This is a genomic window from Lysobacter sp. FW306-1B-D06B (genome assembly GCF_038446665.1).
Classification (GTDB): domain Bacteria; phylum Pseudomonadota; class Gammaproteobacteria; order Xanthomonadales; family Xanthomonadaceae; genus Lysobacter_J.
The window spans coordinates 551,536-577,667 of the sequence record NZ_CP151802.1; the positions used below are offsets into that span (position 1 = coordinate 551,536).

Consider the following 26,132-nt stretch of genomic DNA (forward strand, 5'->3'; position numbering starts at 1 on the left):
TGGGCCCACGCCATGAGTGACGCGAAATCGAGACTGCACGGCCGGTTAGATGAACTCACGGCATTGCTGCGCAAGCACTGGAAGTGCTCTCCCTGTACCTCGCTACTCGCCTGCTCCGAGGCCGCCCGCTGAGTCCGTCGAGGAGTTCCTGGCACGTGGCTGTGAGATCCAGGTGTTCAAGCACGGCGAGAAGGGCGAACAAGCGAAGAACCTGCGTGAGTTCCTTCGCAACTCGTTCACCATCAAGGGCGGCTAGCCGCAAGCTGCCGCCAGTGCCATTTTGTGGTGGTGCGTACCGCATCGCAAACCGATGGATCACGGAGTTGAACATGATTGCTCGTTCCACCATGCGGGGCCTCGCTGCCACCTTGCTGCTTTTGATGCTCACTAAGACAGCACCCGCCTCGGCGCAATCCAGTTCACGCATCGCAGCGCTTGAGGCCGAGGGTTATGAGCTTGTGGGAGATGCACGCGTCGAACGCTGGCTCGACCATAACGGGGACGAAGTTGGCGGCGGGTGCCCGCGCTACGGTCAGATGGAGCTATCAAACGGACTTCTCCTGAAATGCACGGGTTCCGGGATGAGTCCGGGCCGGGATGCAACCGTTCTTCGAAAGGGCGATTACTACAAGGTGCTTGTCGGAAGCGATACGTACGACGCGCATAACTGACCCAAACGCCGATTCACTCGTACGTCTGCGTAGCGAGGTGGACCTTGCGTTTGGACCCGTCGGTTCTGACGTAGCCGCTGTAGTAGGTAATGAGAGGCGAGCCAAATGCCGTTGCAGGTTCCAGGTGCAGCGTGTAACGCGTCGTTGCTGAAGCCTGCGGGCACTTCGCTCGCAGGACTTGCTTCGCGGTCGAAGTGCGCTCGTCAACGTCAATCGGGGCGCACGTTGGCGCAACCACGCTCCCGGAGAACTGAATGCGTCCCTCGGCTGCGCTCGCGCTCGCCATCGAAATTGTCGCCAAAAGGGCGACGCCCACTGATGCAATGTTTCTCATACCCTGCCCTCGCTAGATAGGGCCCAGGTTGAGATCCGATTGGAAGATGGGCCCGACGCGAGCATGCTCGCGAGCGTGGCCGGACGAGAACATCTGATTATTACGAAAAGTGGGTGCGGTAGGCCCCCAGGGCTGGAAGAAGGCCTTCAAAGCAGAGGGTGGCCAAACATGTTCGCAAACGCGCACAGGCGATAACATCTAGAACTTTCGAAGATAGGCGCGTGTGGCCGTCAATGCAGGAGTGGGGGGACACCCGGATTCCTGCGACCGCTGCATATGACGGGCAGAGGTCTACGCCCAGGCTCATCTGCCCTTTGGCGGAATCAATCGTAAGTGCACATCTCCGAATAGTTGCATGGATCCTGCGTCGGCGGACGTCGACAATGCGCGCCTCATTTATGAGGAACACGCATGAACACTGAAACGTCTACTGAAACCCCTATCATCAGCACGAAGGCTGATCTGTTGTACTTCCGGCTGCTGCGGAAGCATACCGCGCAGGTCACGTTGACAAAGGAAAAGCTGGTGGTGCAACGTCTTATAGTGGTGAAGGATGAGTACATGTGCACCGACATCGAGTCGTACTACACATTCAAGGTGGCCTTCCTGATCCCGATCGGTATCGGCATAAAGTTCAGGAACGGGACGCGCGTTGAGTTTGCGCCGATGTTCACTGGGGCCAAGAAGTGGCGCAGTGCGCTGCAGGGCGCGGGCTTCGCACAGTCGCAGTAAGCGAAGCACGGTTCGCGCGTTAACCCGCGAACAGGTTACGGTCGCAATGAATGAGGCCGAATGGCAATGCCGCCGCTGAATGGGCCAGTGTTCGGGCCTGGCTGCTGACGATGCCCCGGAGTGGGCGGGCATCTTCGGCGGCAGCGCAGTTTTTCTGTGCTCATTGCTGGCGGTCGCAGGGTGGGCGCTTGCGTCGGCAGTGGCGTGGATGTCCATAGCGTTGAGTGGTTCGAGAAGAACCAAGCGGCGCGGAACGTGCAACTTCAACAGTGTAGGGACAATCCTGACACCATGTTTCTGCCGAACTGTTTGAACGCCGCAAGCGCAGCAGGACCGGCCGCCGACGAAGGTTAGGTCCATTAATGAAGCATGGCCGATCGGTTTAGGCAGCAGCCTCCGAAGCTGGCGTGGCCTGTGTCGAATTGGATGAGGGGTAAGGCATGAATGACGCTAAGGCGATAGACGTCGTTGTCGGCTTCGTAACCGGTGACGTGGAGGTGCGGGAATTCGAGGCCGTGCTTTATCGCGAGGCGGCGTTGGAAGCGATGCTTAGCTGCGAGCCGGCCCCGCCTTATTCATCGCACGGCGTCACGTTATTTAACCATTTGATCGCCTTGGACTATGGCGACGTTGGTGCCGTGGTAGATGCCAGAGGTCTTCTCGTCAAGTTCCTCACGGGGAGAGGCGTCAATGTCGTCGCTTCAAACAAAGCTCGCGAGAAGTTGCGTCTGCTCCATTCAGCGCAGCCGCGGTGGCTAGATGCGGACAACGCAATCCTGTCAGAATTGCTGGCAGCTGCACCGGCTGCCGGGACGCAGAGGTGTGGTTGAAGGAGCGAATCCGAGAGTTGTTCCGGTTTGTAAAACGCCCGCCCCGATGGCTCCAAGCGCCGCACTGGCCGATGGGAAAGGAGGGTCCGATGGTGTTTCTGGGGCAGGTCGCCGTGGACGACTACTTCCACGACACCGCAGCTGCGTACGTATTCCATGACACCGCAACTGGCGAGAGTCGGACCATCATCCAGACGCTTTAAGCAAGCCAAACGCTTATGCCGGTGGCCGTTCTTCCCGCACCTCCCTGGATAAGGTTACCGAGCGGCGGTAGCCCACCCCCTAGGCCCTTGCTGCGGCGACAGGCCGCGCTGGCTGAACTGGACGCATCGGCGTGCCGAATTATCCCTTCCAGTTCGGAGTCTCATCCCACCACGCGCCGTTTCGGTTCCCGACCGGCACGACGGGTGGAGCGCGGCTTGGCCGCGTGATAGATCTGTTCGCGGTACAACGAGGTCGACTGTCCATCGACCCATGAACCGGTCGATGCGCACACACTCTAGCCAGCCAACTTACTCGCTCCTCGGGGTGGACGTGGCGCCGCGACCAATTCCGATTGTTCGTGTAGTGGGTTTCCGGGGCCTGAGCTAACGTCCGCTTTCGACCCGAATGCCATGGCGGGCTGAATTGCCGTTGCGGTCGGAAACCGATCGGCTCGGCGTCGCGATTTCGAGAACGAGGAACCGAAGATGCCGCAGATTTGGCGGGAGCTGCTGGCGGTGGCTGTTTTCGCCGGCGCGGGATGCAGTGCAGCGGTCGCATCGCTTCGCATGTTGGACATAGACGGTGTCAGCTATCTGACTCTGGCCTTTGTCGTTTTCGCTTCATGGAGTTGCGCGTTGATCTGTGCGGTGAGCGCTTCTGTATTGGTGGCGCTTCTGCTGATGAGCTGTGTTAAGAAGGCATGGAACTTTTGGTCGTCGATTCTCACGCGTCTAGCGCTTGTGGCGATTCATAGCGGTGCGGTGCGCCCAGGCCAGCCCGACACGGACGGAGCGGGACGTTGAAACTTCTGATCGTCTTCTTCATGGGCTCGCTTTTGTCACTTCCCGTCATGGCTTGCAAAGTCGGAACTTCGATCACGCCGCCGCCGGAGGACAAAGCTCAGGTCGTATTCTTCCTATCCTCGAAATGGACCGACAATGCGATCGGGGCCACTGTCCGTGAGAATGGCGGTGAACTCGATCACCTGAGCACAACTACGCCATTCATATGATGAAGCCAGGCGGGCATACATATGCGGTCCACTCGGCGACTGAGGGCCACTCCCTCGCGCGCGGAGACTGGCTCAAGTGGGTTTCTGGACTAACGCATTAGTCATGGGCGCCGCGTGGGGACTGAGCATGCTCTTGATCTCGTGGATCGGCCTCCCTTACATCTCACGTCCAGTGAATGGTTCGGTCGCCGTGATCACCCTGCTGGGCGGCGCCCTCTTCGGGCTGTTCATGGCTGCCGTACTCCGCTCCAGAGCAAGGCGACTGCGCTTGCCGCCATGGAGCGAGTACTGACGCGCCTCGGAGTTCCCCTTACTTAACCGAGGCCGCTGCTCCGCCCACAACATGGAGAGTTTCATGCAGTTTGCTAGACCGCTACTCGCTTGCATGCTGGTGATGACCACCTTGCTGGTGATGCCCGCCGCCCGCGCAGTCGATGTGCAGGCTTTCGTCAAGAAGGACCGGTTCAATGACATCAAGCTGTCCCCTAACGGGGACTATTACGCTGCCACCGTAGCGTTTGAAGACCAGACCGCCTTGGTGATCATCCGGCGGGCGGACAATGCAGTGGCGGGCAATTTCCGTCTGGGCAAGAACACCCACGTTGCGGACTTCTGGTGGGTCAATCCGGAGCGTGTGCTGATCAGCATCGCGGAGAAGCTGGGCTCGTTGGATCAGCCTCAGCTGACGGGCGAGCTGTACGCCATCAACGCCGATGGAACCAAGACCGAATTCCTGGTTGGGCAGCGTCTGCGCACGGAAGCGGCTCGCTCTGGCAAGAAGGCGGAGACGGTTGCGGCATTCCTGGTCGACGATCTGCCGGAGGACGGCAAGAACGTGATCATCTCCGCTCGGCCGTTCAATGCCGATCCGTACACGCGCGCCGAACGCCTGGATGTCTACACAGGGCGCCGCGCTCCGCTCGCGCGGGCCCCAGTGCGTAACGCTGACTTCGTCACCGATCATTCGGGCGTGGTGCGCTTCGCTGTCGGCGCCGGTACCGACCTCAAGAGCAAGTTGTACTACCGGACAGGCGACGGGGCTCAGTGGCAGCTGATCAATGACGAGACTGTTACCCAGCGCGCAGAGCGGCCTATCGGATTCTCCGGTGACGGGAAGACGGCTTACATCATCTCCGAGCAGGATCGCGGCCCCGATGCCATTGTGGCCTACGACACTGTCAGCGGCGCTCGAAAGGTGGCGCTGCAGGATGACGATACGGACCCAGGCCGCGTCATCTACGCGAATGGGACCGCTGTGCCTGTCGGCGCCTTCTTCATGGACGGCAAGCCGCGTACGGCCTTCTTAGACACCAGTGCGCCTGAGGCACGCTTGTATCGAAGTCTGGAAGGTGCATTTGGCGGCGATCCCGTGCGCATCACGTCTCAAACCGCGGATGGCAAATTGGCGTTGGTGCTGGTCGCCAGCGATCGCAATCCCGGTGACTACTACGTGTTCGATACGGCGGCCAAGAAGGCCGAGCACCTGCTGAGTCGCCGCGACTGGTTCGATCCGGACAGGATGGCCACCCAGCAGCCTATCCAGCTGACCGCCCGGGATGGGCTGCCCCTGCACGGATATCTGACCACTCCTAAGGGAGCGGGCAGCAAGAAGCTGCCCATGGTGGTGATGCCGCATGGCGGGCCATTTGGCGTTCGGGATGACTGGGGATTCGATAATGACGTGCAACTGCTCAGCCAGGCGGGTTACGCAGTGCTGCAGGTCAACTTCAGAGGCTCCGGTGGTTATGGCCGCGCCTTCACCCAAGCCGGCAAACGCCAGTGGGGCGGCACGATGCAGGATGACCTCACGGATGCGACGCGTTGGGCGATCCAGCAGGGCTATGCCGATAGCGAACGGGTCTGCCTATACGGCGCCAGTTACGGCGGCTATGCCGCGCTGATGGGCGTCGCCAAGGAGCCGGCCCTCTATCGCTGTGCCGCCGGCTATGTCGGCGTGTATGACCTTCCGACCATGCACACCCAAGGCGACATCCAGCAGCGCGGCTCTGGTGAGACCTTCCTGCGGGAATGGCTTGGTTCGCGCGAGGAGTTGGCCGCGGCGTCGCCTAATCGTATGGCCGAGCGCATCAAGGTCCCTGTCTTCCTGGCAGCGGGCGGGGAGGACAAGCGCGCGCCCATTGAGCACAGCCGCATGATGGAGCGGGCATTGCGGTCAGCAGGTGTGCCAGTGGAGACCCTGTACTACGACACCGAAGGGCACGGGTTCTACGTCGAAGCCCATCAGCGGGAGTACTACACGCGCCTGCTGGCATTCCTGGCGAAGAACCTCGGTGGCAGCGTGGCCACGACCAGCGCTGGCGAAGCCAAAGCGGCGAAGTGATATGTACCTCACGCTCTGCGACGATGAGCTCGCGGTGGAGTTGCGCCTTCCGATCAAGCCGGAGACGGCTGAGGTGCTGCGCATTCAATGGGGGTGCCTCGGCAGCCCGGAAGATGAAGCCGCATGGGCAGAGCGATTTCGGATCGCACTGGAACCGGCGCTCGCTGAAGTTCTGGACTGGGACTTGCGGCCGCCCTCCAAGGCCCAAGTCGCCTACGCCGTGGCCATTACCAAGGCCCTCAACATCAATCTTCCGGGCGAGGCACTTCTCTTTGGGGGCGCCATGTGGGAGTTCCTGGAGCGGCATGTGCCGCTATACAAGAGCATGCGAGCCAAGAGTGGAGGGTAACGCCCTGCGCAATCGAAGTCCCGGAATTACTCCCCGCTCTGCCGAGAAGCTGCTCCTATTCCTCGACTTCGATGGGACGCTCCATCCCCTGTGGGAGTTCACACGCAATAGTGGCGGGCGGGAAGTCGCCCGACGTTATGAGGGCCCATGGCTGGTACATGCGCCGCTGCTAGCGGAGCTTCTGGAGCCCTACCTAGAGCAGATTGATATCGTCATATCCAGTTGGTGGGCCTATCACCGCCCCTTGGACGAGATCCGGCCGCTGCTCCCGCAAGCCTTGGCGACCAGCGTTGTCGACAGTATCTGGCTACATGAGTTGATCACCCCCACCTGGAGCGAATACCACTCCAAGCTGGCGTCAAGGCATGCCTGCATCCGGCTATGGCTGGATCGACGTCGCCCGGCTCACGGGGGACGCTGGTTGGCGCTGGATGACGACACAGATCCGTGGCCGAACGAGGATGAAGGCAGGCTCATTCGAGCTTGGGGCACGTTTGGGAGCCTCAAGGTGCAGCGCGAACTGGTCGAATGCCTCGAGCGGTGCTTACGCGACACTTGATTGCGTTGGACGACGATGTCGCTCACCACGATCCGATGCACCAAATGTCAGCACCGTAATCGATGTCAACACCGGCACAAGCTGCTTGAACTGCTCAAAGTCAACCGGAATCGAAGGTCACCTGGACCGGAATACACACCCAAGGATGCGATCTACGCCTATCCCGAATTGGCTGGCGCGTACTCGACGATTTCCGCCGCCAAGGCATTTGCTCTTGAGCGTCTTCCCTACGCAGAGCAAGCGGCATTCGCCGCGAAGGTGACGGAAAAGACGGTAGACGAGCTGGCAAAGGGCAAGACCATCGTGCCGCCCAAGCGGGAGCGCCCGCCGAGGGATATCGGGCATACGCGCTAGAGGAGGTAGGAACTCCTCCATACCCGATGACCCATCGGCGTGGGCGAAGCGCACGCTCCGCGTGCAGGTCTCTGTGGGCTCCCCGCCCAAACCTAAACGAGAAGGCCGCCCCGGGGGCGGCCTTCTCGGTTCAATCGAAGATTGATATTCAGTACGTACAAAGGCAATGGGCCATGACCTTGAGCGCATGCCCGTTCTGCTGGGTCATGTACTCCTCGATAAACTTGACGGTCCCCGTCGTTTCCGGGACAACACGTACAAGCAGCGCGCTCGCGACCCCCGACTCCTGCAACGCCATCTGGCCGGTCTTGCTCGAGGCAAGTCGTCTCAGAAATTTCTCGATGGGCTTGAGATCACGTTCTACGTACTCGATCGCATAGGTGTCCGGGTTTCCCAACTTCGCTTTCTGGGCTGCGAAAGTAATCGCCTGCTGTAGTCCGCCGAGTTCATCGACTAGGCCGAGTTCCTTCGCTTTCGCCCCGGTCCAGATCCGTCCCTGTGCAGCGGACTCGACCTTCCCGGGCGCCATCGATCGCGCAGCGGCTACCTCCTCGATGAAGTCGTGATAGACCCTTTCGACCATCTGCTGCGCGACGTCACGGTACTCCTGCGGCATGGGGCGAGCGATCGATGTTGCGCCGGCGTACTTCGTCGTCGATACGCCATCGATTCGGACACCGAGCTTCTCTAGCGCAGGCGAGACGTCGAACTTCAGGCCGAACACGCCGATAGAACCGGTGACCGTCGACGGTGACGCAAAGATCCTGTCGGCATTCATTGAAATCTGGTATCCGCCAGACGCGGCGTAGTCGCCCATGGAAGCCACCACGGGCTTGCCTGCTTTCCTCAGACGGAGAACCTCGCGGGATATCTGCTCAGACGCGAACACCTCGCCACCGGGCGAATTGACGCGCAGGACGACGGCCTTGACGTCTTCATCCTCAGCCGCCTTGCGCAGCAACTCCGAGGTGGAGTTGCCACCCACCTGTCCGGCCGACCCATCGCCGCGCACGATCGAGCCCTCCGCCACGACAATGGCCACCTTGGCTTTGCCGCGGCTCTTCGCGGCCTCCTTGTCGAGTACCGCAAGGTACTCTGCCACGGATGCCTGACGAAAGCCGCTTTTCGCGCCCATGTCGGGCTCGCCACGCGCCTTCAACAGGTGGTCCACCTCATTGCGCGTACGCAGTCCGTCGACCAGCTTTGCTTTCAGCGCGAGTCGGGCCGGGTTGCCACCGACCTCCGCCAGTGCAGCCGGCATATGATCGATGCCATGCTCGATGCTCGCCACGTCGAGCCTGCGCGCTTTCGCGATATCCGCTAGATAGTGTTTCCACTGATCGTTCAAGACATCGCTCTCTGCCTGCTTGGCCTCCGGCGATGCGGCGTCCTGCACGAACGGTTCGGTCGCAGATTTGTATGTGCCTACCTTGAAGACACTTACGTCGACGCCTAGCTTGTCCTGGAGCGCTTCTCTGAAGTACGGCATATACACCGCAAAGCCGTTGAGATGGATTTCGCCCTTCGGGTCCAGATACAGTTCGCTTGCCTGCGCTACGACTTGAAACTGACTCTGGGTGAGGCTGTCCGCCGATGCGATGACCTGCTTGCCCGCCGTCCGGGCCTGAGCGACGGCCTTGGCTAGCTCGTTTGTCGAGGCGAGGCCGTTCAGCTTGAGTTCGTCCAGCCGCAGCGCGATGCGGTCGATGCGCGGGTCGCTGCTTGCTCCTTCTAGCACCCTTATCAGATCGCGCAGCTGGACTTCGCCCTTGCCGCCTGCTGCGCGATCTAGGGCCCGGGCGATCGGATCGTCGTCGTACTGCTCGACCAGCGTTCCCTTCGGCTCTATCACGAGCGTCGTGCGTTCGAGGATCGGCTTGACCCGGAACAATCCGAACAGTGCGAAAGCGTAAAAGGCAACTATCGCCAGGAACGCCACATTGACCGTGATAGTCCGCGCGATGCGCAACGCATTGGACAGCTTGGAGAGGAATCTACCAACCGCGCTGTGTTTGATTTCACTCATGGTTTTCGTCACCAGACAATTTCCTGATTGTTGGGCGACGTTTCGTGGCCTGAACATACGAAAAATCCGGGAAGCCCATAGGGCTCTGATGCCCACGCCGAAAGGAGAAGCCGCCACGCCCTCAAGGTCGTAGTAGGTCAGCGTAACGAAGGCCACGATCTCACGGTCGCGGCGCACCACCAGCCCAAGTGTGGGGCTATGGGGTCGTTGACCCCAGTCGAGATCGGAGTCTCATCCCACCACCCGCCGCTTCGGTTCCAGACCGGCACGACGGGTGGAGCGCGGCTTGGCCGCGCGATAGTTCAGTTCACGGTTCAACGAGGTCGGCTGTCCATCGACCGATGAACCGGCCGATGCGCACGCACCCTCTCCCCGCGCGTCAATTCCCCCGCTCCTCGGGGTATTCGAAAGATTCAATTGGCGCAGACCTTCGCGCGCCAGATTGATGGCCGCATTGCGATCACGGTGGTGGTCGGCACCACACGCGCACGTCCACTGACGATCGCGCAGCGGCAGCGCGGCATTCACTTCGCCGCACGCCGAGCAGGTCTTGCTGCTCGGATAGAACCGATCGACCACGACCAGTTCGCGGCCATGCCAGCTCGCCTTGTAGGTCAGCTGCCGGCGAATCTCGCCCAGCCCGGCATCGGCCACGCCGCGGCGGAAGGCCTTGCGGCCCATGCCGCAGGCCGTTGCCCTGACCGCCAGGTCTTCGATGGCGATGACTTGGGCGCTGGCAACGCCCTTGGCCGTCAGCTGATGCTGGTGATCCCGGCGTGCATCGGCGATCTGAGTATGCAGCTTGCCTATCTGGCGCTTGCGACGATGCATGCGCTGCGACGCTTCGATGCGCGTGCCCTTGGGCAGCGGCTTGCTCGGTCCAGCCCTTGGCGTCGCGCGGCGGCGTCGCGCTGGCGCGAAAAGCTGCGCTGACAGCGGCGCAATTTGGCGAGCTTGACCGCCAGGTGCTTGGGCGCGACGATCACTTCGCCGGTGCTGAGCGCGGCGGTGTCCGTCAGGCCAAGGTCGATGCCCAACACGCCCGCAACGTTGGCGGCGGTTTGTGGCGCCGGCACGCCATCGTGTAACAGTTCGAGCGCGAGCTGACCGCTGAGCGCATCCGTGACAAGTTCGCCGCCAGTAAGAAGAAAGGCTTCTGGATGCATGGCATCCCACCCTTGGGCTACGACGTCGTCGATCGACGGCTGGCGATCAATCCCAACGAGGCCGAACAGGTCCGGATCATCTTCCGCCGCTTCGTCGAGCTCGGGTCGATGTTGAAGGTGGCGCAGGAGGTCCGTGCACTGGGCTGGTGCTACAAGGCGTGGACCACGAAGGACGGACGCCATCGCCCCGGTCGACCGCACGACAGGAGCACGATCCACACGATCCTGCGCAATCGCGCGTACCTCGGCGAGATCAAGCATAAGGACATCCAATACCCTGGTGCCCACCCACCGATCGTCGACCAAGCCCTGTGGGATGAGGTGCAGGCACTGTTGCAGGTCAATGGGCGAATCCGTGGCAATGCCCAGCGCGGCAAGGTCGACTTCCTGTTGAAAGGTATCGTGTTCGGACCCGATGGGCGCGCCTTGACGCCATGGCACACCACCAAGCGCAGCACCGGGTGCCACTACCGCTACTACCTGAGCACCCGGGACATCCACGAAGGCAACGGCGCCTCGGGCCTGCCGCGGCTGCCGGCAGGCGAATTGGAGGGGGCCGTGGTCGAGCAGTTGCACCGCGTGTTGCAGGCGCCGGACATGATTGCAGCCACCGTGCCGGAGGCGATTGCACTCGACCCCACCTTGGACGAAGCCCAGGTCACCGTGGCAATGACTAAGGTGGCGCAGATCTGGGAGCAACTGTTCCCAGCCGAGCAGCAGCGGTTGGTACGACTCCTAATTGAGCGGGTTGTCGTCAGCGTGGATCGCCTGGAAGTACGCCTGCGCCCGTGCGGTCTGCTGGCATTGACCAGGGAATTTCACTCTCACGCTGAGAGCAATGCGGCATGAGGCGCCCAACTCTCAAGTCGTCTGGACCCGCCGACGTGGTCGATGGTGGCCTGACGTTGTCGGTGCCCATCACGTTGAGCCGATGCAGCCGACGCCGACGGATGGCTCGGCCGCCAACAGCGGAAGATGCGTCGCGTGAAGCGACTTAGCTACAGCGAGCGCTGGCTCGGGGACATCGCTGGCTGCGGATGCTCGAATCGGGTGAGGCCGCCTCGATCCTCGACATCGCCGAGCGCCAAGGCGAGGACCGCAGTTATGTCGGACGGATGCTCAACCTGACCCTGCTGGCGCCAGACATCGTCGCTGCAATCCTCGACGGGACGCTGCCTGAGTCTCTGCGACTGCAGGATCTGGCGATCAATCCGCCGATGCTGTGGGAAGAGCAGGAAGCGCGCCTGATACTGATTGTGCCCCGCAACCACGACACAACCGATCGCAAGTGAGCTCCCCAATGATCATGATGTGCCGCCACGGTTAGCGTGAGCCAGCCGGAGCGCCGCGTCCATCCAGGTAGCGTTAGCTTGGACGCAATCCGCTACCCGCGTGCTTCAATCGCTGAGTACACAGCACCCGAACCATTTCCATCTCCGATAGCGGCTCACTTCCACGGACCGTTAACCGCGCAGGAACGAAACTTGCTTTCCAGCTCTCAATCAAGTCAGCGCCAAAGGCCGCCACCGCCAAGCCGTACACCGCGTCCACGAAACCGCTCTCTTCATGCGAGTAGCTGGTTTTCACAAACAATCCAGCAGGAATGCTTCGCAGGCCAACCTGGTTATCCAAGACACAGACGACGTACAGGTTTGGCAAAGCTCGGTAGAGTTCAGGATCGAAGTCGTGCATGAAATGCGTTACAGATCCCTCAATGTTGAACATGCAATGCAGTACCGACAAGCTGACACCGCCTTTCGTCTCATTCATGGATTCTCTTTACTCCTCGATTGCAACGCCACGCATGTCGTCCACTCTATTCTCCCTTCCTGGCGACATGCACGCTCTTGGGCGGCCAGCCACCCAAATCAGATCCTACGGAACAACGACCCGAACATGAGCAGGGCAAAGCCCAGCGCCAATAGCCAGAAGGGCGACGTGTTCCAACACGCCAAGGAAACCGAGCTCAGCGGCAATTCCCGCCCCGCCGGATATCAGCGCGAGCAGGAAGATCGGGAAGCTGGGCGGATTGAGTCGCATCATGGGGCCACCAAATCAGGCTTCACTGCTTAGATTGAGGGCCTGCGCGACCAGTTCCGCGCACTCGGCACCTATGGCGGTCGCTGCGTCGACGACCTTGGCGTGCTCGTCCGCCTGCCACTCGGGCAGTGGGTGCAGGTCCGGGAACTGACCCGCACACGACGCCTTCCCCGCCTTCTTGCCATCGGGCGACTTCATCGACACTTCGGTGGCATACGCCAGGTGGTAGTCGTCCTTGAACATACCTTCGTACTCCAGCGACCACAGCTTCTGCTGCACCAACAGGCGATAGCCGTTCGCGGCGTCAGCCGCATGCAGCGGCACGCCCATCTCGCCCAGCCGCTTCTGCAGTGCCTTCTGCATGACCGGCGCCGGGCCCAGCAAGCCGACGCGCTCGTGGCCGTAGTCATGGATGGCCTGTTGGGTCAGATTGCCCGCCTGCTGGGCGATTTCCATGCCTTCCTGCGGATTGGCCGCACCGCTGCCCATCGCACTCCCGACCAGCATGCCGATGCCGAACGCCGCCATGCGCTGCCCCTTGGTCTTGACCGCCACGTTCTTGGCGCCCTTGATCGGCTCGAAGGTCAGGCCGCTAGTGCGCAACGCGTCGATGGATACTGCGTCTGCTGCAGCGGTCCGCGCGCTGGAGACGGAAAGGACAAGCGCGAGCAGCGCCGTAATGGATTTCCTGTGCACTTCGTTACTCCCAAGAAGAATCAATTCGATGTTTCGTTAGGTGCAGCGCAACCTTCGGCTATCCGACTCGGAACAGGCCTGCGCGTGTAGCCCGCTCCTTCGGCAACGATCTCGAACACCTGCACGGAGCACAGGCCCGCCGACAACCAGTTGGCCGTCATCTCGTAGTTCCGCCCGCTCTGCGGGACGAAGCTGCGCGCCACGATGCAGGAAGACGATCGCCGCGTGTTGGGCGCGCCTGCACCCGCAGCACCTGGAATGGTCAGCTCGCTGTAGTGGGAGAAGCTGGCCGTGATGGGCTCATCCGCCCGAGCAGCCACCTCGACGAAGTGTTTGGGCATCGCTCCCGGCTTGGGCATGTCCAGGTCGCGCTTGCGCTGGCCGCCCATTTGCGGGCCGGCCGGGTAGCCACTGCCGGGTACTGTGTAGGCGACGCAGGTGCTGCTGGGATAGACCTTGACGTTGCGCGATCCAATCAAGCGAATGTGGACGAGTGCGCCGTCGGTGGGCTCCGCGTAAGTCGAGAGCTCACTTTTAATCGTGTTCTTTACAAAACACCCCGATATCAGACCGGCGACAGCGATAGCGAGTGTGACTACCAAAATCCGGCTACGAGTTAACGTATTGCTCATGCTTAGCTTCCATTCGACGTTCGTGAAGCAGCCTACTTGGCCCCGCGTCTTGAGCGCGCATGGCAAAGCGCTAAAAAGACGGCCCAAAACAGTAGCCAAGGCAGGACCCAGCCGAACGGGTTGCCCATTACGCGCATAAGAACGGTCGCGGCATACAGCCCCGTCACAGGACACGCGGAGAAGATCGCAAAGCCGCCCGATACGAGGACTAGCTTCAGCACGAACCTCACTTCACCTAGCCTCATGAAACCCGCCATCACCGATCATCGGATGCCGCTTCTCTCATTCGCGCCAGGTCAAGGGCGCGATCGATCATTTCCTTTTGGATGTAAGGCACGAAACCGAGGCGGTCGCCTTGCTCGAACGCCCTCTGGTATGCCTCCAGTCGTGTCACATCCTTCGCCGGCGCGGCTACGATCCGCGTGGTTACATAGCCACGCGCCACGATCGCGTTCTGCACGCGCTTCATCACCACGTTGATGCCGCCGGTGCCCAGGCATTGACCCGTCGCCGGATCGTCCTTCGGGTCGGCCGCCTTCAGCGCCCACGCGAAACGGTCCGCGCCCTCGCCATCGAGCACGATGCGGTCGACGCGAAAACAGGGGGACTCGTCGGTGGGAATATGCTCCAACACGGCAGCGGGCGCCGGTTGCAGGCGCACGTTCGGCGTCTGTTCCTGCTGTTCGCGCAAGGCGCGCTCGCGCTCCTGCTGACGCAGCAACTCCTGGTTGGACGGCGACACCTGCGCCATCACCAGCGACAGCGGCGCCAGCCACCCACCGAGTATTCCCGTCCACTGCGCGCGGCGATTGCTACCGCGATACGAACTACTGCGCACTTCCATTACGCCCCTGTTCCAGTTTTCCAACGCTCGACGTGCACAGCGCGTCGAAACCACCACGGCGAGCACCCATCGCTCACGACGGAACGAACAGGCGCATGACTCCCACGATCAGGCTAACGACCGTTGAGCAGGAGGGATATAGGATTTATCGGAGAAGAACCGGCGCGGTTCTTTTCATTTTCCAGACTAGCGATCCGTTGCGGAGCGCGATATCAGACAAATCTCAAATGTCGTGGAAAAATTTCGCGACCGGATTCGAACAGCAGAACCGTTGCCTGACATCGGTTCGTGTGCGCCGAGACGACTGGTAGTACGCACATTGCTGCGCTCGCATTGTCGCGCATTGTCTTGACGCAGCGATATTGGCCTTCGGCGCGATGGCGTGTAGGAATTTCCCGACACGCAAAGCGTAAAAAAACCTCCCACCGAAGCAGGAGGCTTTCAAGATCAACTCTAGGTTGTGGCAACGCTGGGCTGAGTGCGTGCCACTGGGCGTTGGCACGCGACGCCTCCAACACTTCTTCGGTCGACGCCCGCGCCCGGTGACCCTGCCTGCAGATTCCAGCAGTGAATCCCGCCGCAACCGCCACTAGGCATTGACTCCTCGATATGACGCGGCGCCGCCACTGTCCTTCCGACCCAGATGCAGCCGCAGAGCCGCGCCTATCTCTCCTAAACGTCAATTACGACATTTCTGATAGCTGCCGTACGTGGAAACCATTACGGTAGGCGAAATTCACCTGCCTTCACATTCATGCGCTACGCGTCTACTCTGCTTGCTCTCGCTGTTCTTGCAACCTTGTCTGGCTGTACGGGCAGCGACACGGTCATAACTCCTGCCGCCAACCCTGCAAACTCCAGTGAGTCTGAGGACGCGGACGTGCCTCCGGAAAGATCGCCCGATCGTTTCGCGTTCTCTGCCGTCAACGACGGGATCGACATCTGCTTCCGCAAGATCCGCGAAAAGCTCGGCAATGAGGCGCGCGTGAAAGAGATTGACTCCTTCTTCAGCGCAGGTGCCGATGTTGATCCAGACGACGATGAACCCAAAGGCACCCTGACAACGTGCTCGGTCAAGTATCAGAATCCCGAAGACCAGCGGAAGCTGCTGAGCCTACAGATGGACGTCCACGCCGGCACGTTCGGCAATCCCGTTCCGGTGAAACTGCAGGTCATGGGCGACAAGGAATCGTTCAAGCTGGATGACTACGTCATTGAACTTGGCAAGGTCGACACGGCGCCATTGCAGGCATTTATGGACAGCCAGAAAACCGCGCTGGACAAGGTCTACTCCGCCTACACCTGGGACGACATTCGCCTGACCGCGCCGGGGGCCTTCAGCAACAAGCATCAACTGGCCGTTCGCCTCACCGGCCGTTACAAGAGCAATGATCTCGAGAACACCGGCGATGCCACGCTGACCATGGACGGCAAGACCGTCCTCGACAATGATCTGACCAAGTAAGCCATTTACACCAAAACATGGAAGGGGCCGCGTCGTGACGCGGTCCCTTTTCCTTTTTCCGCATAGAGCCAATGCTTATTTGACGCGTGCCGCTTGCTCCAGGGGCGCACCTGACTCACCACCCTCCGTGCGAACTATCGCACCGCCAAAGCCAGGCATCGCCCGCTCGATCCGTTGCAACAGTTTCGCCATCGCCGGCGAGCCGGCGTCCAGTTTCGAGGAGGCCAGCAGGAAGCGCTTGCCCACATCGGTCGTCAGCAGCGTTCTGGCAACACCCGACATCGCCGCGACCTTCGCCGCCAGCGGCGCGTTGACCGCCGCCGCGCCACCTAGCAGCCACGGAATCGTGCGCGCGCCGGTCGGCGGATTCTCGGCGTACTGCCCGGCGCGTTCGACGTGACGCATCAGCTTGGTGAAGCCTTCGATCTCTTGCTTCGCCGCGCCGCGGAACACCGCGCCCTGCGCCTTGCCCAGCTTCTCCATTGCCGAGGCGAACTTGGCCGGACTGAATACCTGCCGCGTTTCGTCGAACGCCTTGTCCATGGCATTGGCCACCATGCCGTAACGCACGGCCGCCTGGCCCTTGGGATCGAGGGCGCGGTAGAAGTGCTCGGCACGCTCGCCCTTGCCGGCCTGATTGAACTTGCCGTAGACCTCGTCGGCATGCGCGTCCTTCATCGCGTTCGCGAGTTGCCGGTCCTTGTACGGCACCACGCGCTCCCGGTAGAACCGGTCTGCGTGCCGCCAGGGATTTAGGAAGTCCTAGCAGAACGCGTTGAACTGCTCGGCCCGTTCGGCCGGTACGTAGCTGTAGCCGAACTGGCGACGCACCACCACTCCATTCTTCGCCTCAACCAGGGCATTGTCGTTGCAGCGCCGCGGTCGCGAGCGGGTGAAGGCGATGCGCTCCTGCTCGAGCATGGCGGCTACGTCGTAGTTGACGTACTCGCTGCCACCGTCCGAATGGAACCCGCGAAACTGAAACGGGAACTGTGCCAGCATCGCGCGCAGTGTCGGCAGCATGTGCTCGCGCTTGAGTGAGGGCACTGTGGCGACCACCTGCCACTGAGTGAAGCAGTCAACCGCATTGATGTGGTACACGCTCCAGCGACCGCGGAAGTCGCCCTGATGGACGCTGTCTATACGAATGAAGCCGGGCCTGTTATCCGGAGCCGGCGCGCGGCGTACGGCAATGGCCGTCGCCTTACGGACCGATCGGGTTTTGGTGCGCACGGTATGGCGAGCCTGGTACGCCACCGAGCGGCGCAAGTTGTACAGGTGCGAGACGGACAGGTGCTGCAGGCGCACGAAGCACTCGTCGCAATACACCTGGTACATGCGCCGCAGGACGACGACCGTTGCAGATCCCGACAGACGTCCGTACTCGCGTTCGACCTCAGCCAACGCGTCCAGGTCCGCTTCGGCATACCGTCGCGCGTAAGCGTTCGACGGCCTGCGAGGGGTGCGGCACAGTGGTTTGAACGCTAGCCAACGCTGGATCGCGCGCGTGACCTGCGCGCGGCTGAAGCCACTCAGGTGCCGCAGATAGCGGCGCACCCAGCCGCGGTCGGCTCGCTTCAGCTGCCGGTAGCTCAGAAGCGCCAGCACGGTGGCGATCCACCCGTAACGCGCATGCCGGTCTGCTGCAGGAGCCAGGTCCGAGGTACGGGTGCCGTCCAGAACTGCGCGCACCTGCTCAATGGTGCGGATTCGTGATTCGTCCAAACTGATGATCATCCAGAGTGATGATCAACCGACCCGAGGCACGCCATCCATCGGCGCGTCAATTCGTGGCTTATCCCGGTGTGGCAGGGCTCAACTTCCGTTGGAAACGCGCTCGTCCAGGCTCATCTGCCGTTGGACAGCGCTCCGTAGTACTTTCCAATTCTTAGATGAGCCTGGACAGGTTGAATGTCGGTCGGTGGATCGGGAGTGAAGCTTTACGATACCGAGATTGCTCGGCGTCTGGTCTAGGCTTTGAGAGTGTTCCTATGTGGGCGCTCCGCAGGCTGGGTATGATCGACAGCACCTTTGGCTCATCGACACCGGAATAGAGGTCCTATGTCGTACGATCTCGTTGTCCATCTGAAGCGCTGCAACATGCCCTCTCCACGTGACTGGCAGACTGCAATCGTTGAGGCTGGGTTCCCTGTGCAGCTTGATGCCGAGTTTGATGTTGACGCGTTCTCCGGATTTCTTCCCTGCCCTGTTGCTGGAGAAGTCGCCGGTTTCGAGTACTACGCATCTGGCCTTTCAATGGAGGATGCCATGGACCTCGAGTTGGCCCAAGGTACCAATTTTTCAGTTCAGTTCTCTTGCGGCTCCCAGCCTCTTGAGCTCGTCGCGGCTATCTCCTCGGCCAGCGTTCTAGCTCAGCTTTCGGGAGGCCGGCTTGACGATCCGCAACTTGACGAGTCGATTTCGGCGCGGGAGGCTATTGCGTGGGCCAAGGCACGGCTTGCGCGAGAGCGCGGCCACGCTGCAGATGCCCGGTCGGCGGCAGATAGACCCTGGTGGAAATTCTGGTAGGCGCCCGCTGGTCTTATTGCGCAACTCAGTATCCACGGCCGAGCATACTCGGCCGCAGTATGCGTTCCGCGACCCGTCCACCAGCGAGAGTCGAACGGTTGTAGAAGTCGCCTTGAAGTAGCTGGTTAGGCGATGGTTGGCTTGGCGAAGCCCCATCCATCACCGACCCAGCGGCGAGTATCGACCTCGCGCATCATGGCTTCGCGCGCAGCGCATACGCGCCTGGCCGCCTCTACGTCAGCCAGCTCCAGGGCTTGCTGCTGCAGGGCTTGCAGCGTGATGCCTGGGCGCAGGAATTGACCGGAGTTGGGCAGGCTGGCCAGTTTCTCCAGCGGCGTCTGAATGTCCTCCATGCGGTGAACCCTGCGCAGCCGACCTGGCTTGCGCGGGTCTGGCACCTCGCCAAACAGGCAGGGCCGGTGCAGATTCAAGAACGGGTTCAGGTGGTCCTCGCAGAACGCGTTGAACTGTTCGGCCCGTTCAGCAGGCACATAGCTGTAGCCAAACTGGCGGCGCACCACGACGCCGTTTTTGGCCTCGACCAGGGCATTGTCGTTGCAGCGCCGCGGTCGCGAACGAGTGAACGTGATGCGCTCGTGCTCCAGCATGGCGGCAACTTCGTAGTTGACATACTCGCTGCCGCCATCCGAGTGGAAACCGCAGATCTCGAATGGGAACTGGGCCAGCATCGACCGGAGCGTCGGCACCATGTGTTCGCGCTTGAGCGACGGCACGGTGGCCACCACCTGCCACTGGGTAACGCAGTCGACCGCGTTGATGTGGTACACGCCCCAGCGCCCGCGGAAGTCGCCTTGGTGGACGCTGTCGATGCGGATGAAGCCGGTGCGGTTGCCTGGCGCCGGCGCGCGGCGTGCGGCAATGGCCGCGGACTTGCGGTCCGATCGGGTCTTGGCGCGGATGGTATGCCGAAGCTGGTAGGCGACTGAGCGGCGTACGTTATAGAGGTGAGACGCGGACAGGTGCTGCAGACGCACGAAACGCTGGTCGCCGTAGACCTGGTACATGCGTCGCAGGACGGCGACTGTTGCGGGTCCTGACAGGCGTCCGTACTCGCGTTCAACTTCAGCCAACGCGTCCAGGTCCGCCTCGGTGTATCGCCGTGCGAAAGCATTCGTCGGTCTGCGATGGGTGCGGCACAGCGGTTTGAACGAGAGCCAGCGCTGTATCGCGCGCGTGACTTGCGCGCGGCTGAAGCCACTCAAGTGCTGCAAGTACCGCCGGACCCAGCCACGGTCGGACCGTTTGAGCTGCCGGTAGCCCAAGCGGGCCAGAACGGAGGCAATCCACCCGTAGCGCTCGTGTCGGCCTGCAACAGGAGCCAGGTCCAAGGTACGGGTGCCGTCTAGAACGGCGCGCACCTGCTCGATGGTGCGGATTCTTGATTCGTCCAAGCTGATGATCATCCAGGTTGATGATCAACCGACCCGACGCACTTCGCCCATCGGCGCGTCAATTCGTGGCGCACCGCGGTGCGGCCGGGCTCAGCATCCGTTGGAAACGTGCTCGTCCAGGCTCATATGCCGTTGGACAGTGCTCCGTTGGCCAACGCTCCCACTTTTGAGACTTTTTGCATTGCCTGTAGGAACAGTTCGCCACAGGATTTCGGGCTACGTATCACATTATTCGAGGTCGCAGAATGTCCTGGTGGATCGTCCTAGCCGTCGCAGGCGTCGTTCTACTGGCGCTTATTCTCCTAGGATGGCTGCAGGGAATCGCCGAGAAGCGCGCTGATCAGGCACGTATCAAGGTACTCAGGCTGGCGCACGAAAAACTCGCCCAGCCTGTAGGAAGTAACCCGTGGCCCTACGACCGGCGGCAGGTCACATCGACCGATGTACCGGTCGATGCGCACGCACCCTTTCGGCCCCGCCGCTCACGTGACCACTAAATCCCGGCTACTCCAAATCCACGAGGCCTAGAGCCCGGAATGGCCCTTGGACAGTTCAAGCAGAGTGGACGATACCCACCCCTCGTTGCCGAACTCATCTTCCACTTCCCACATGACGCCCTCTTTGTTCCCTGTTGGATAGAGGATCATGCCCACATCCAATGAACGAACAACCGAGGCTCCAGCTGCAGTGCTGAACAGCCGCGCAGGCTTGGTTACGGATACTGCACGCTGGGCGTTGGATGCGGCTTGATTGCCGCTTAGGCCACGCATCTCCTCCACCAGCTTGGAATAGGCCTGGAGGTAAGCGAGAGCGATTACCTGGCCTATCTCGGTGTTAGCGTAGCCGCTCAATGCTACGCGGCCCGGCTTGCTTCCCCCCCACAAGGTTTCGCCGGCCAGACTAAGGTCCGTCTTCTTGGCACTTCCTTCAGCCACTGCAACTTGCTCGGCGGAACGAAGATCGGTAATGGTAAGAACCACATCAGCCGTCTTCTTTCGAAAGTCCAAACCTGCAACCACGGCGCCCAGATCTCCACCAATCATGGCACCCAGAATGCCGGCAACCAAGCTACCACCACCGGCGTTGGCATTCCTTGCAACCAGATCCGGCACAAGTACATAGTCGGCCGCCGTCATCTGCCCTTTACCTATGTTCGATTGGCTTCGCAGCTCGCTGCCATATGACAACTCCCGCTCGATCATCGCCGCATTCAGACCGACGCCTCGATCGATCAATACGAAACAGCCCGATCTGCTGACGAAGGCCTTGATGAGCTTGGATGGTGCCGGCAACTGCTGCCCCGTCCACCAGTCAATCGCATCCTCAGGCTCGAGTACTGAAATACTGCCGAGCTTAGTACCGCAGGTCGGCAGCTCCGCAATCTCGTCCGCGCGTATCGCTTGAGAACTCTTGGGCCGTGCTAGCGCCGGAGATGTCGCTAGCGCAATCGCTATGCCCGCTAGCGCTGCGACCACCTGCTTGCTGCTATGTCCCATAATCTGCTCCTGTGAGTAGATGGTCTCGTCTGAACTGCATCGTAGATGCGGCGCAGCAGCTCTCCGGCGCTAAGTACGGGCTGCGAGAGGCGCGCGCATATGACCACAGCGCGTGCGAGCGACGCACTACGATTCATCTGAACCGTCGTCATCCGCGGGCGCGTCAGCGTCCATGCTTACTTCGAGGCTGTTCTGACGCCTCGATCTTGCCGCCAGGCTGGATGAAGTGGTTCGAGTCGTGCTTCCGAACTAGAAGCATGCGGCCGGTGTCATCGAGGATGACAGCGCAGGCAATTCGAATGATGCTCACCGCTGGGTCGACTTAACAACGACGCCACAGCCCGTGCATTGCACTCCCCCCATCAGAATGCCGAGCGCCTTACGCTTGCTAGGGGACATGACCTGCAACTTAGGGAGAGGCTTTTGGCAGCTCGGACATGGCTTGGCCGGCTTCGCCGCAACAATGCAAGCGCCGATCAAGGCGCCGCCCAGCGATCCCAATAGTGCAATTTCCAAAAATCCCACAGCGCGACCTATGACTAAGTAAGAAGCGATAATCTTGCTGCGGTGTGTTACCTCCGCTCCATAGTAAAGATCGGAGAATCCCTTAGCCAAATGGGTGGATGCGAGAAGTCGACCCGCGACGCTGGATCGGCGACGGCTAGGACTTTGCCAAGCCCGCCGCCTGATCAGGTAACGTTCACCTTTCCCCACGATCAAACGACCCGAAACCCGAGGCCGTCCAGGCTCATCTAAGAATTGGAAAGTACTCCGGATGTGCAGAAGCCGCCGTGTGGCCTGCATCTCGCACGTCAGCGCAGGGCTCAGCGCCAATACCATGCAGTCGCCGGTCGCGCGCCTCTTGCACGCACTGCACATCTTCGCTAGTGCGTGCCAGACTGAATTCACGCCACCCTACGGCAGCCGGCCGTGTCGTAGACCTTTTGGGGACGTGGTGGGCTCGGCGTGTCGGTAACAGGCCGCATAAAGGGACGATCTGCATGAAGGGTCCGTACTACCTCCCCCTGACGCAACGTAGTGCTAAGTCCTTCGTCGAGGAGGGCAAGGCTTTCGACGAGCCGATTGAAGCCGCTGCCATGTTCGCAGCGCTCACTCGCATCAAGCGCGGCACGCACTCCGTGCATCTCGGCCATCTAGTGGCGGACGCATTTCATCCATTCCGCAAGGAGCCGCTCGATGGCCACACGCTGCTCGCTGCAGCGCTACACGAGTTGGAGGTGAGCACATTCGACGATTTCACATCGAAGCTGCGGGACCTCGGGCATGTCTGGTTCTACCAGAGCGAATTCAAAGCCATGACTGGCTAGGCGCAGACGGCAACTACTCACATGATTTCCGGCGAACCTGTGTGGATTCGCCGGAGAACTATGAAATCGCCTTTTACGACCCGGGCGCTTCGGACGTGGAGTCCGACGACTGGGACGAGGACGGCGAAACCGTCACGACCAAACGCCAGATTCTCCGGCTGAACGGTACGCGCGACCAGTCCATCGTCGCCCGTATTGTCGCCTCAATGCCGGACGACCACGTCGCCGCTGAGGCCTACGCAGGTACTGGAAAGACCTTCCTGGTGATGGCCCTTAAGGACAGCTTGCGCGGCGGCTTCACGTATGTCGCGCCGTCCGCTGAGCACAAATTCGGCGTACATGCGCTGGCGTCGGCCGGCCAAGCGATTCCAGTTATCACTACGTTTGAGCTGCTGATGCGCTTGTCCAGGCACTACGCACAGAAATCTGGCGTACGCTTTGCGCCGAGCGTAGGCAAGTCCGCGCATAAAGACGATGTTCAAGCGAACAATGCGGGAATCAAACCGATCGGCGGCGCCACCGTTTGGGTTGTCATGGCCAGACTCCGGAAGGCGATCTACGCTTGGTGTAGCTCAGACGATGGCGTCCTCGGCGAACGCCCTTTTTAGGGGTGTCGGAGTCAATCATCAGGACATGGCCCAGTATCTCGCAGCGGGCCGCCGCCTTTGGGACGCCATGTTTGCTCCGGCAGCCAAGGGCGAACGGCTCTTTGACCTCTACCCTGAGCACATTGCCAAGCGCCTCGTCCTGGCGGGGGTGAGTCGGCAGGGTCCATCTTACGAAGCCAAACTCATGCCGAGTCCGCCAGGGAGAACTTCGGGAGTGATGACAAGAATTGGCCTAGTACTTGACATCCGTAAATTGCCCGAATGGGACCGCCGCGCGCTCGAAGTCCTGCGCGAACCGCTGGAAGCCGGCGTCATCACCGTTTCGCGCGCGGCGCGCAGTGCGGAATTTCCGGCGCGCTTCCAGCTCGTGGCGGCGATGAACCCCTGCCCGTGCGGCTGGGCCGGCGATGCCTCCGGCCGCTGCCGTTGCAGCCAGGAGGCGGTGCGACGCTATCGCGCGCGCGTGTCGGGCCCGCTGCTCGACCGCATCGACCTGCACGTGGAAGTCTCGCGCCTGCCACCTGCCGAGCTGCGCCCCGACGCGCCCGGCGGCGAACCCACCCACGCGGTGCGCGATCGTGTCATCCAGGCGCGTGCGCGCCAGCATGCTCGCGCAGGCAAGACGAATGCGGCGCTCGATCAGCCGGAAACCGCCGCGGCCTGCCGCCTCGCGGACGCGGACCAGTCGCTGCTGGAGCGCGCGGTGGATGCGCTGCAACTCTCGGCGCGTTCGATGCACCGCATCCTGCGCGTGGCGCGCACCGTGGCCGACCTCGCCGGCGCCGAGACCATCGCCACGGCGCACCTCACCGAGGCCATCGCCCTGCGCCGCGCGATGCGTGGCCTCGATTCGCCGGGCGCCTGAAGCGCGTCAGCCGCAGCGGTCGCCGCAGACCTTCGGGCGTTCGAGGAAGTCACGCGCACCTTCGCGGGCCTCGCGCATCTCCGACTCGGTGCCGCAGCGCGTGACCTTGGTGCTCGTGCCCGACATGCGCTCGCGCCAGCACACCTGCTTGTCGTCGTGGCCGGCGCGGGTGTTCTTCACCTCGGCGTTGATGCGCTCCAGCGCGTTCTCCAGGCGCACCTTGTCGTCCATCGAGAGCTGGTCGAGCGAGGTCTTGCCTTCGGTGACGGCGAACACGTCCGTCTGCGCCTTGCGGATCACGTTGACCTGGCGCGTCGTCATGCCGTCGGTCTTGCCGGCGTCGAGGTCGCGCTTGAGCGCCTGCTGCTGGGTGACGATCTGTTCGAGCTTCTGTGGCGGCGCGGGCGCGTCCTGCGCGATCGCCGCGAACGGCAACGCCAGCGCCAGCGCCAGCACCACGGCCGACGCCCAGCTGACACACGTTTGCTGCTTCATGGCCATCTCCCCTCGCTGATGACGGTTAGAGGCGGGGACGGCCCCGCGCTTACGGATTTCCGCCGAGCCCCCTGCGCATGTTGCCGCCGCAGTCGGCACCACTGCTGCTTTGGCCACATACCGAAGGATCGGCCTTCCACTGCTCCGAATCGCGACGCACCTGCTCCAGTTCGGCGAGCGTGGCGCAGCGGGTGATCTTCATCGTCGTGCCGAGCTTGTGCTCACGCCAGCATTTCTGCTTGTTGCGTTCGTTGTCGGCGAGGATCGCCTTCACTTCTTCCAGCGCGTTGAACACTTCGACCTGCTCGCTCGGCCGCAACTGGTCCACGGAGGACTTGCCGTCGAGCAGGCGGAACACGCGGTCCTGCGCCTGGTGCATGCGGTCGAGCGTGCCGGCGTCGAAACGCGCGTACGCGCCGGTCGAATGTTCCGACTCGGCGCGTATTTCACGCTGTTGCTGCAGGATCATCGCCACCTTGTCGGCGTTGGCGTGCGCCGCGCCCGCGGGGGCGAGAAGGGCCACCGTCATCCATGTCGTCATCGGCTTCATGTTGCGCTCCCTGTGCAACGGCCTCCGGTGGATCGGTCAGTTCACCTTGCAGTCCCCGCAGGCGCCGCGCGAGTCCATCATGTTGCGCGCGGCTTCGCGTTCTTCGCGCCACTGCGAGGCGGTCTTGCAGACGCGTTCCTTGCGCGTGCTGCCGAGCACGGCGCGGCGTTCGCACACCATGCGCTCGTCGCCTTCGTTGTTCACCACGCCCTCGATCCATTCCAGCGTGTTGAAGACTTCCGTCTTCTGCTGGTCGTTGAGGTCGGCGGTGGAATGCTTGCCCTCGATGGTCTGCAGCATGCGCGCCTGCTTGCTCAGCAGTTCATTGCGCTCCGTGGCCGTCAGGTCCTTGTAACGACCGGAACGTGCTTCCACGTCGTCGCGGATCTGGGTCTGCTGGGTGCGGATGTCGTCGAGCATCAGCACACGGCTGTCGACGGAGGCGAAGGCGGCCGGAATGGCGAGCATCAGGCCAAGGGCGAGGAAAGAGGCGAATCGAAGGGCACGCATTGCAACGATCCATAGTGTGGGTTTCACAACATAACGCGCCCGATTTGGCAATGTCGACTGCCTGACCCCGCAAATTTCATTCAG

General features: G+C 61.6%; 28 protein-coding genes and 2 pseudogenes. 15 read left to right on the forward strand and 15 right to left on the reverse strand.

What is annotated here, in order from left to right:
* Window positions 1-329: 329 nt before the first annotated feature.
* The 8 genes from AAFF32_RS02490 (at window position 330) to AAFF32_RS02525 (ending at window position 7,386) form a co-directional block, all read left to right on the forward strand.
* Window positions 330-671, forward strand: a complete 342-nt coding sequence (locus AAFF32_RS02490; protein WP_342316391.1) for a hypothetical protein — start codon at window positions 330-332, stop codon at window positions 669-671.
* Between the two features lie 745 nt (window positions 672-1,416).
* The gene (locus tag AAFF32_RS02495; RefSeq protein WP_342316392.1) at window positions 1,417-1,737 is read left to right on the forward strand and encodes a hypothetical protein; all 321 of its coding nucleotides are present in this window, start codon (window positions 1,417-1,419) and stop codon (window positions 1,735-1,737) included.
* A 440-nt stretch (window positions 1,738-2,177) separates the two neighbouring features.
* Window positions 2,178-2,567 (forward strand): hypothetical protein, encoded by a 390-nt coding sequence (locus AAFF32_RS02500; protein ID WP_342316393.1) that lies wholly within the window; start codon window positions 2,178-2,180, stop codon window positions 2,565-2,567.
* A 689-nt stretch (window positions 2,568-3,256) separates the two neighbouring features.
* Entirely contained in the window at window positions 3,257-3,574 is a 318-nt protein-coding gene (locus tag AAFF32_RS02505) for a hypothetical protein (protein ID WP_342316394.1), read from the forward strand.
* The gene (locus AAFF32_RS02510) at window positions 3,571-3,783 is read left to right on the forward strand and encodes a hypothetical protein (protein WP_342316396.1); all 213 of its coding nucleotides are present in this window, start codon (window positions 3,571-3,573) and stop codon (window positions 3,781-3,783) included. The genes AAFF32_RS02505 and AAFF32_RS02510 overlap by 4 nt, the downstream gene beginning before the upstream one ends.
* 385 nt (window positions 3,784-4,168) lie before the next feature.
* Complete coding sequence (locus AAFF32_RS02515) at window positions 4,169-6,124, forward strand: S9 family peptidase (RefSeq protein ID WP_342316397.1); 1,956 nt, start codon at window positions 4,169-4,171, stop codon at window positions 6,122-6,124.
* 1 nt (window position 6,125) lies between these two features.
* On the forward strand, window positions 6,126-6,473 hold the full coding sequence (locus AAFF32_RS02520; protein ID WP_342316398.1) for a hypothetical protein: 348 nt from the start codon (window positions 6,126-6,128) through the stop codon (window positions 6,471-6,473).
* A gap of 574 nt (window positions 6,474-7,047) precedes the next feature.
* The gene (locus AAFF32_RS02525; protein WP_342316399.1) at window positions 7,048-7,386 is read left to right on the forward strand and encodes a hypothetical protein; all 339 of its coding nucleotides are present in this window, start codon (window positions 7,048-7,050) and stop codon (window positions 7,384-7,386) included.
* 148 nt (window positions 7,387-7,534) lie between these two features.
* On the opposite strand, the gene sppA is transcribed toward AAFF32_RS02525, so the two are convergent.
* Genes sppA through AAFF32_RS02540 form a run of 3 tightly spaced genes read right to left on the reverse strand, consistent with a single transcriptional unit; the run spans window position 7,535 to window position 10,578 of the window.
* Window positions 7,535-9,592 carry a signal peptide peptidase SppA gene (gene sppA, locus AAFF32_RS02530; protein ID WP_342316400.1) on the reverse strand — a complete coding sequence of 686 codons (2,058 nt, stop codon included), beginning with the start codon at window positions 9,590-9,592 and terminating at the stop codon, window positions 7,535-7,537.
* A gap of 51 nt (window positions 9,593-9,643) precedes the next feature.
* Window positions 9,644-10,279, reverse strand: a complete 636-nt coding sequence (locus AAFF32_RS02535; protein ID WP_342317201.1) for an RNA-guided endonuclease TnpB family protein — start codon at window positions 10,277-10,279, stop codon at window positions 9,644-9,646.
* Window positions 10,219-10,578 carry a transposase gene (locus AAFF32_RS02540; RefSeq protein WP_342316401.1) on the reverse strand — a complete coding sequence of 120 codons (360 nt, stop codon included), beginning with the start codon at window positions 10,576-10,578 and terminating at the stop codon, window positions 10,219-10,221. The genes AAFF32_RS02535 and AAFF32_RS02540 overlap by 61 nt, the downstream gene beginning before the upstream one ends.
* 12 nt (window positions 10,579-10,590) lie before the next feature.
* On the opposite strand from AAFF32_RS02540, the gene AAFF32_RS02545 reads away from it, so the two are divergent.
* Window positions 10,591-11,427, forward strand: a complete 837-nt coding sequence (locus AAFF32_RS02545) for a recombinase family protein (protein WP_342316402.1) — start codon at window positions 10,591-10,593, stop codon at window positions 11,425-11,427.
* Window positions 11,428-11,615: 188 nt separating this feature from the next.
* Window positions 11,616-11,870 (forward strand): hypothetical protein, encoded by a 255-nt coding sequence (locus tag AAFF32_RS02550; protein ID WP_342316403.1) that lies wholly within the window; start codon window positions 11,616-11,618, stop codon window positions 11,868-11,870.
* Window positions 11,871-11,943: 73 nt separating this feature from the next.
* Here AAFF32_RS02550 and AAFF32_RS02555 read toward each other — a convergent pair whose 3' ends face one another.
* From AAFF32_RS02555 to AAFF32_RS02570, 4 genes and pseudogenes are all read right to left on the reverse strand, one after another.
* Window positions 11,944-12,348, reverse strand: coding sequence for a hypothetical protein (locus AAFF32_RS02555; protein ID WP_342316404.1), 405 nt, complete (start codon window positions 12,346-12,348; stop codon window positions 11,944-11,946).
* A 285-nt stretch (window positions 12,349-12,633) separates the two neighbouring features.
* Complete coding sequence (locus tag AAFF32_RS02560) at window positions 12,634-13,314, reverse strand: hypothetical protein (RefSeq protein WP_342316405.1); 681 nt, start codon at window positions 13,312-13,314, stop codon at window positions 12,634-12,636.
* 20 nt (window positions 13,315-13,334) lie between these two features.
* Window positions 13,335-13,946: a hypothetical protein gene (locus AAFF32_RS02565; RefSeq protein ID WP_342316406.1), complete on the reverse strand. Its 612-nt coding sequence runs from the start codon at window positions 13,944-13,946 to the stop codon at window positions 13,335-13,337.
* Window positions 13,947-14,349: 403 nt separating this feature from the next.
* Window positions 14,350-14,697: pseudogene (locus tag AAFF32_RS02570) on the reverse strand (POTRA domain-containing protein); the annotation flags it as partial.
* Between the two features lie 847 nt (window positions 14,698-15,544).
* On the opposite strand from AAFF32_RS02570, the gene AAFF32_RS02575 reads away from it, so the two are divergent.
* Complete coding sequence (locus tag AAFF32_RS02575; protein ID WP_342316407.1) at window positions 15,545-16,255, forward strand: hypothetical protein; 711 nt, start codon at window positions 15,545-15,547, stop codon at window positions 16,253-16,255.
* Window positions 16,256-16,330: 75 nt separating this feature from the next.
* Here the strand turns inward: AAFF32_RS02575 and AAFF32_RS02580 are convergent, their stop codons facing one another.
* Both AAFF32_RS02580 and AAFF32_RS02585 read right to left on the reverse strand, forming a co-directional pair.
* The gene (locus AAFF32_RS02580) at window positions 16,331-16,966 is read right to left on the reverse strand and encodes a hypothetical protein (protein WP_342316409.1); all 636 of its coding nucleotides are present in this window, start codon (window positions 16,964-16,966) and stop codon (window positions 16,331-16,333) included.
* 51 nt (window positions 16,967-17,017) lie between these two features.
* Window positions 17,018-17,992 carry a DDE-type integrase/transposase/recombinase gene (locus AAFF32_RS02585; RefSeq protein WP_342316410.1) on the reverse strand — a complete coding sequence of 325 codons (975 nt, stop codon included), beginning with the start codon at window positions 17,990-17,992 and terminating at the stop codon, window positions 17,018-17,020.
* Between the two features lie 324 nt (window positions 17,993-18,316).
* Here AAFF32_RS02585 and AAFF32_RS02590 point away from each other — a divergent pair, with 324 nt between their 5' ends.
* Window positions 18,317-18,784 (forward strand): hypothetical protein, encoded by a 468-nt coding sequence (locus tag AAFF32_RS02590; RefSeq protein ID WP_342316411.1) that lies wholly within the window; start codon window positions 18,317-18,319, stop codon window positions 18,782-18,784.
* A gap of 125 nt (window positions 18,785-18,909) precedes the next feature.
* On the opposite strand, the gene AAFF32_RS02595 is transcribed toward AAFF32_RS02590, so the two are convergent.
* The 3 genes from AAFF32_RS02595 to AAFF32_RS02605 form a co-directional block, all read right to left on the reverse strand.
* The gene (locus AAFF32_RS02595; RefSeq protein ID WP_342316412.1) at window positions 18,910-20,208 is read right to left on the reverse strand and encodes a transposase family protein; all 1,299 of its coding nucleotides are present in this window, start codon (window positions 20,206-20,208) and stop codon (window positions 18,910-18,912) included.
* A 512-nt stretch (window positions 20,209-20,720) separates the two neighbouring features.
* Window positions 20,721-21,692 (reverse strand): peptidoglycan-binding protein, encoded by a 972-nt coding sequence (locus AAFF32_RS02600; protein ID WP_342316414.1) that lies wholly within the window; start codon window positions 21,690-21,692, stop codon window positions 20,721-20,723.
* A gap of 163 nt (window positions 21,693-21,855) precedes the next feature.
* Window positions 21,856-22,002, reverse strand: a complete 147-nt coding sequence (locus AAFF32_RS02605; RefSeq protein ID WP_342316415.1) for an NUDIX domain-containing protein — start codon at window positions 22,000-22,002, stop codon at window positions 21,856-21,858.
* 691 nt (window positions 22,003-22,693) lie between these two features.
* Here AAFF32_RS02605 and AAFF32_RS02610 point away from each other — a divergent pair.
* The 3 genes and pseudogenes from AAFF32_RS02610 to AAFF32_RS02620 form a co-directional block, all read left to right on the forward strand.
* On the forward strand, window positions 22,694-23,020 hold the full coding sequence (locus AAFF32_RS02610) for a hypothetical protein (RefSeq protein WP_342316416.1): 327 nt from the start codon (window positions 22,694-22,696) through the stop codon (window positions 23,018-23,020).
* 41 nt (window positions 23,021-23,061) lie between these two features.
* Entirely contained in the window at window positions 23,062-23,628 is a 567-nt protein-coding gene (locus tag AAFF32_RS02615; protein WP_342316417.1) for a hypothetical protein, read from the forward strand.
* 235 nt (window positions 23,629-23,863) lie between these two features.
* Window positions 23,864-24,493, forward strand: a pseudogene (locus AAFF32_RS02620) (ATP-binding protein); the annotation flags it as partial.
* 6 nt (window positions 24,494-24,499) lie between these two features.
* Here AAFF32_RS02620 and AAFF32_RS02625 read toward each other — a convergent pair.
* The 3 genes from AAFF32_RS02625 to AAFF32_RS02635 are packed head-to-tail and all read right to left on the reverse strand — an operon-like array spanning window position 24,500 to window position 26,048.
* Window positions 24,500-24,988 (reverse strand): hypothetical protein, encoded by a 489-nt coding sequence (locus AAFF32_RS02625; RefSeq protein ID WP_342316418.1) that lies wholly within the window; start codon window positions 24,986-24,988, stop codon window positions 24,500-24,502.
* Window positions 24,989-25,037: 49 nt separating this feature from the next.
* Complete coding sequence (locus AAFF32_RS02630) at window positions 25,038-25,538, reverse strand: hypothetical protein (RefSeq protein ID WP_342316419.1); 501 nt, start codon at window positions 25,536-25,538, stop codon at window positions 25,038-25,040.
* 36 nt (window positions 25,539-25,574) lie between these two features.
* The gene (locus AAFF32_RS02635) at window positions 25,575-26,048 is read right to left on the reverse strand and encodes a hypothetical protein (RefSeq protein ID WP_342316420.1); all 474 of its coding nucleotides are present in this window, start codon (window positions 26,046-26,048) and stop codon (window positions 25,575-25,577) included.
* Window positions 26,049-26,132: the final 84 nt, after the last annotated feature.

What these genes read in the sequence shown, in the direction of transcription:
- AAFF32_RS02575 (WP_342316407.1), top strand. Translation starts at nt 15,545, where the DNA reads ATGCGCTACGCGTCTACTCTGCTTGCTCTCGCTGTTCTTGCAACCTTG.
- AAFF32_RS02595 (WP_342316412.1), bottom strand. Translation starts at nt 20,208, where the DNA reads ATGATCATCAGCTTGGACGAATCAAGAATCCGCACCATCGAGCAGGTG.
- AAFF32_RS02495 (WP_342316392.1), top strand. Translation starts at nt 1,417, where the DNA reads ATGAACACTGAAACGTCTACTGAAACCCCTATCATCAGCACGAAGGCT.
- AAFF32_RS02625 (WP_342316418.1), bottom strand. Translation starts at nt 24,988, where the DNA reads ATGAAGCAGCAAACGTGTGTCAGCTGGGCGTCGGCCGTGGTGCTGGCG.
- AAFF32_RS02635 (WP_342316420.1), bottom strand. Translation starts at nt 26,048, where the DNA reads ATGCGTGCCCTTCGATTCGCCTCTTTCCTCGCCCTTGGCCTGATGCTC.
- AAFF32_RS02590 (WP_342316411.1), top strand. Translation starts at nt 18,317, where the DNA reads ATGTCGTACGATCTCGTTGTCCATCTGAAGCGCTGCAACATGCCCTCT.
- AAFF32_RS02520 (WP_342316398.1), top strand. Translation starts at nt 6,126, where the DNA reads ATGTACCTCACGCTCTGCGACGATGAGCTCGCGGTGGAGTTGCGCCTT.
- AAFF32_RS02490 (WP_342316391.1), top strand. Translation starts at nt 330, where the DNA reads ATGATTGCTCGTTCCACCATGCGGGGCCTCGCTGCCACCTTGCTGCTT.
- AAFF32_RS02630 (WP_342316419.1), bottom strand. Translation starts at nt 25,538, where the DNA reads ATGAAGCCGATGACGACATGGATGACGGTGGCCCTTCTCGCCCCCGCG.
- AAFF32_RS02505 (WP_342316394.1), top strand. Translation starts at nt 3,257, where the DNA reads ATGCCGCAGATTTGGCGGGAGCTGCTGGCGGTGGCTGTTTTCGCCGGC.
- AAFF32_RS02585 (WP_342316410.1), bottom strand. Translation starts at nt 17,992, where the DNA reads ATGATCATCAGTTTGGACGAATCACGAATCCGCACCATTGAGCAGGTG.
- AAFF32_RS02565 (WP_342316406.1), bottom strand. Translation starts at nt 13,946, where the DNA reads ATGAGCAATACGTTAACTCGTAGCCGGATTTTGGTAGTCACACTCGCT.
- AAFF32_RS02515 (WP_342316397.1), top strand. Translation starts at nt 4,169, where the DNA reads ATGCTGGTGATGACCACCTTGCTGGTGATGCCCGCCGCCCGCGCAGTC.
- AAFF32_RS02555 (WP_342316404.1), bottom strand. Translation starts at nt 12,348, where the DNA reads ATGAATGAGACGAAAGGCGGTGTCAGCTTGTCGGTACTGCATTGCATG.
- AAFF32_RS02600 (WP_342316414.1), bottom strand. Translation starts at nt 21,692, where the DNA reads ATGGGACATAGCAGCAAGCAGGTGGTCGCAGCGCTAGCGGGCATAGCG.
- AAFF32_RS02610 (WP_342316416.1), top strand. Translation starts at nt 22,694, where the DNA reads ATGAAGGGTCCGTACTACCTCCCCCTGACGCAACGTAGTGCTAAGTCC.
- AAFF32_RS02500 (WP_342316393.1), top strand. Translation starts at nt 2,178, where the DNA reads ATGAATGACGCTAAGGCGATAGACGTCGTTGTCGGCTTCGTAACCGGT.
- AAFF32_RS02540 (WP_342316401.1), bottom strand. Translation starts at nt 10,578, where the DNA reads ATGCATCCAGAAGCCTTTCTTCTTACTGGCGGCGAACTTGTCACGGAT.
- AAFF32_RS02550 (WP_342316403.1), top strand. Translation starts at nt 11,616, where the DNA reads ATGCTCGAATCGGGTGAGGCCGCCTCGATCCTCGACATCGCCGAGCGC.
- AAFF32_RS02525 (WP_342316399.1), top strand. Translation starts at nt 7,048, where the DNA reads ATGTCGCTCACCACGATCCGATGCACCAAATGTCAGCACCGTAATCGA.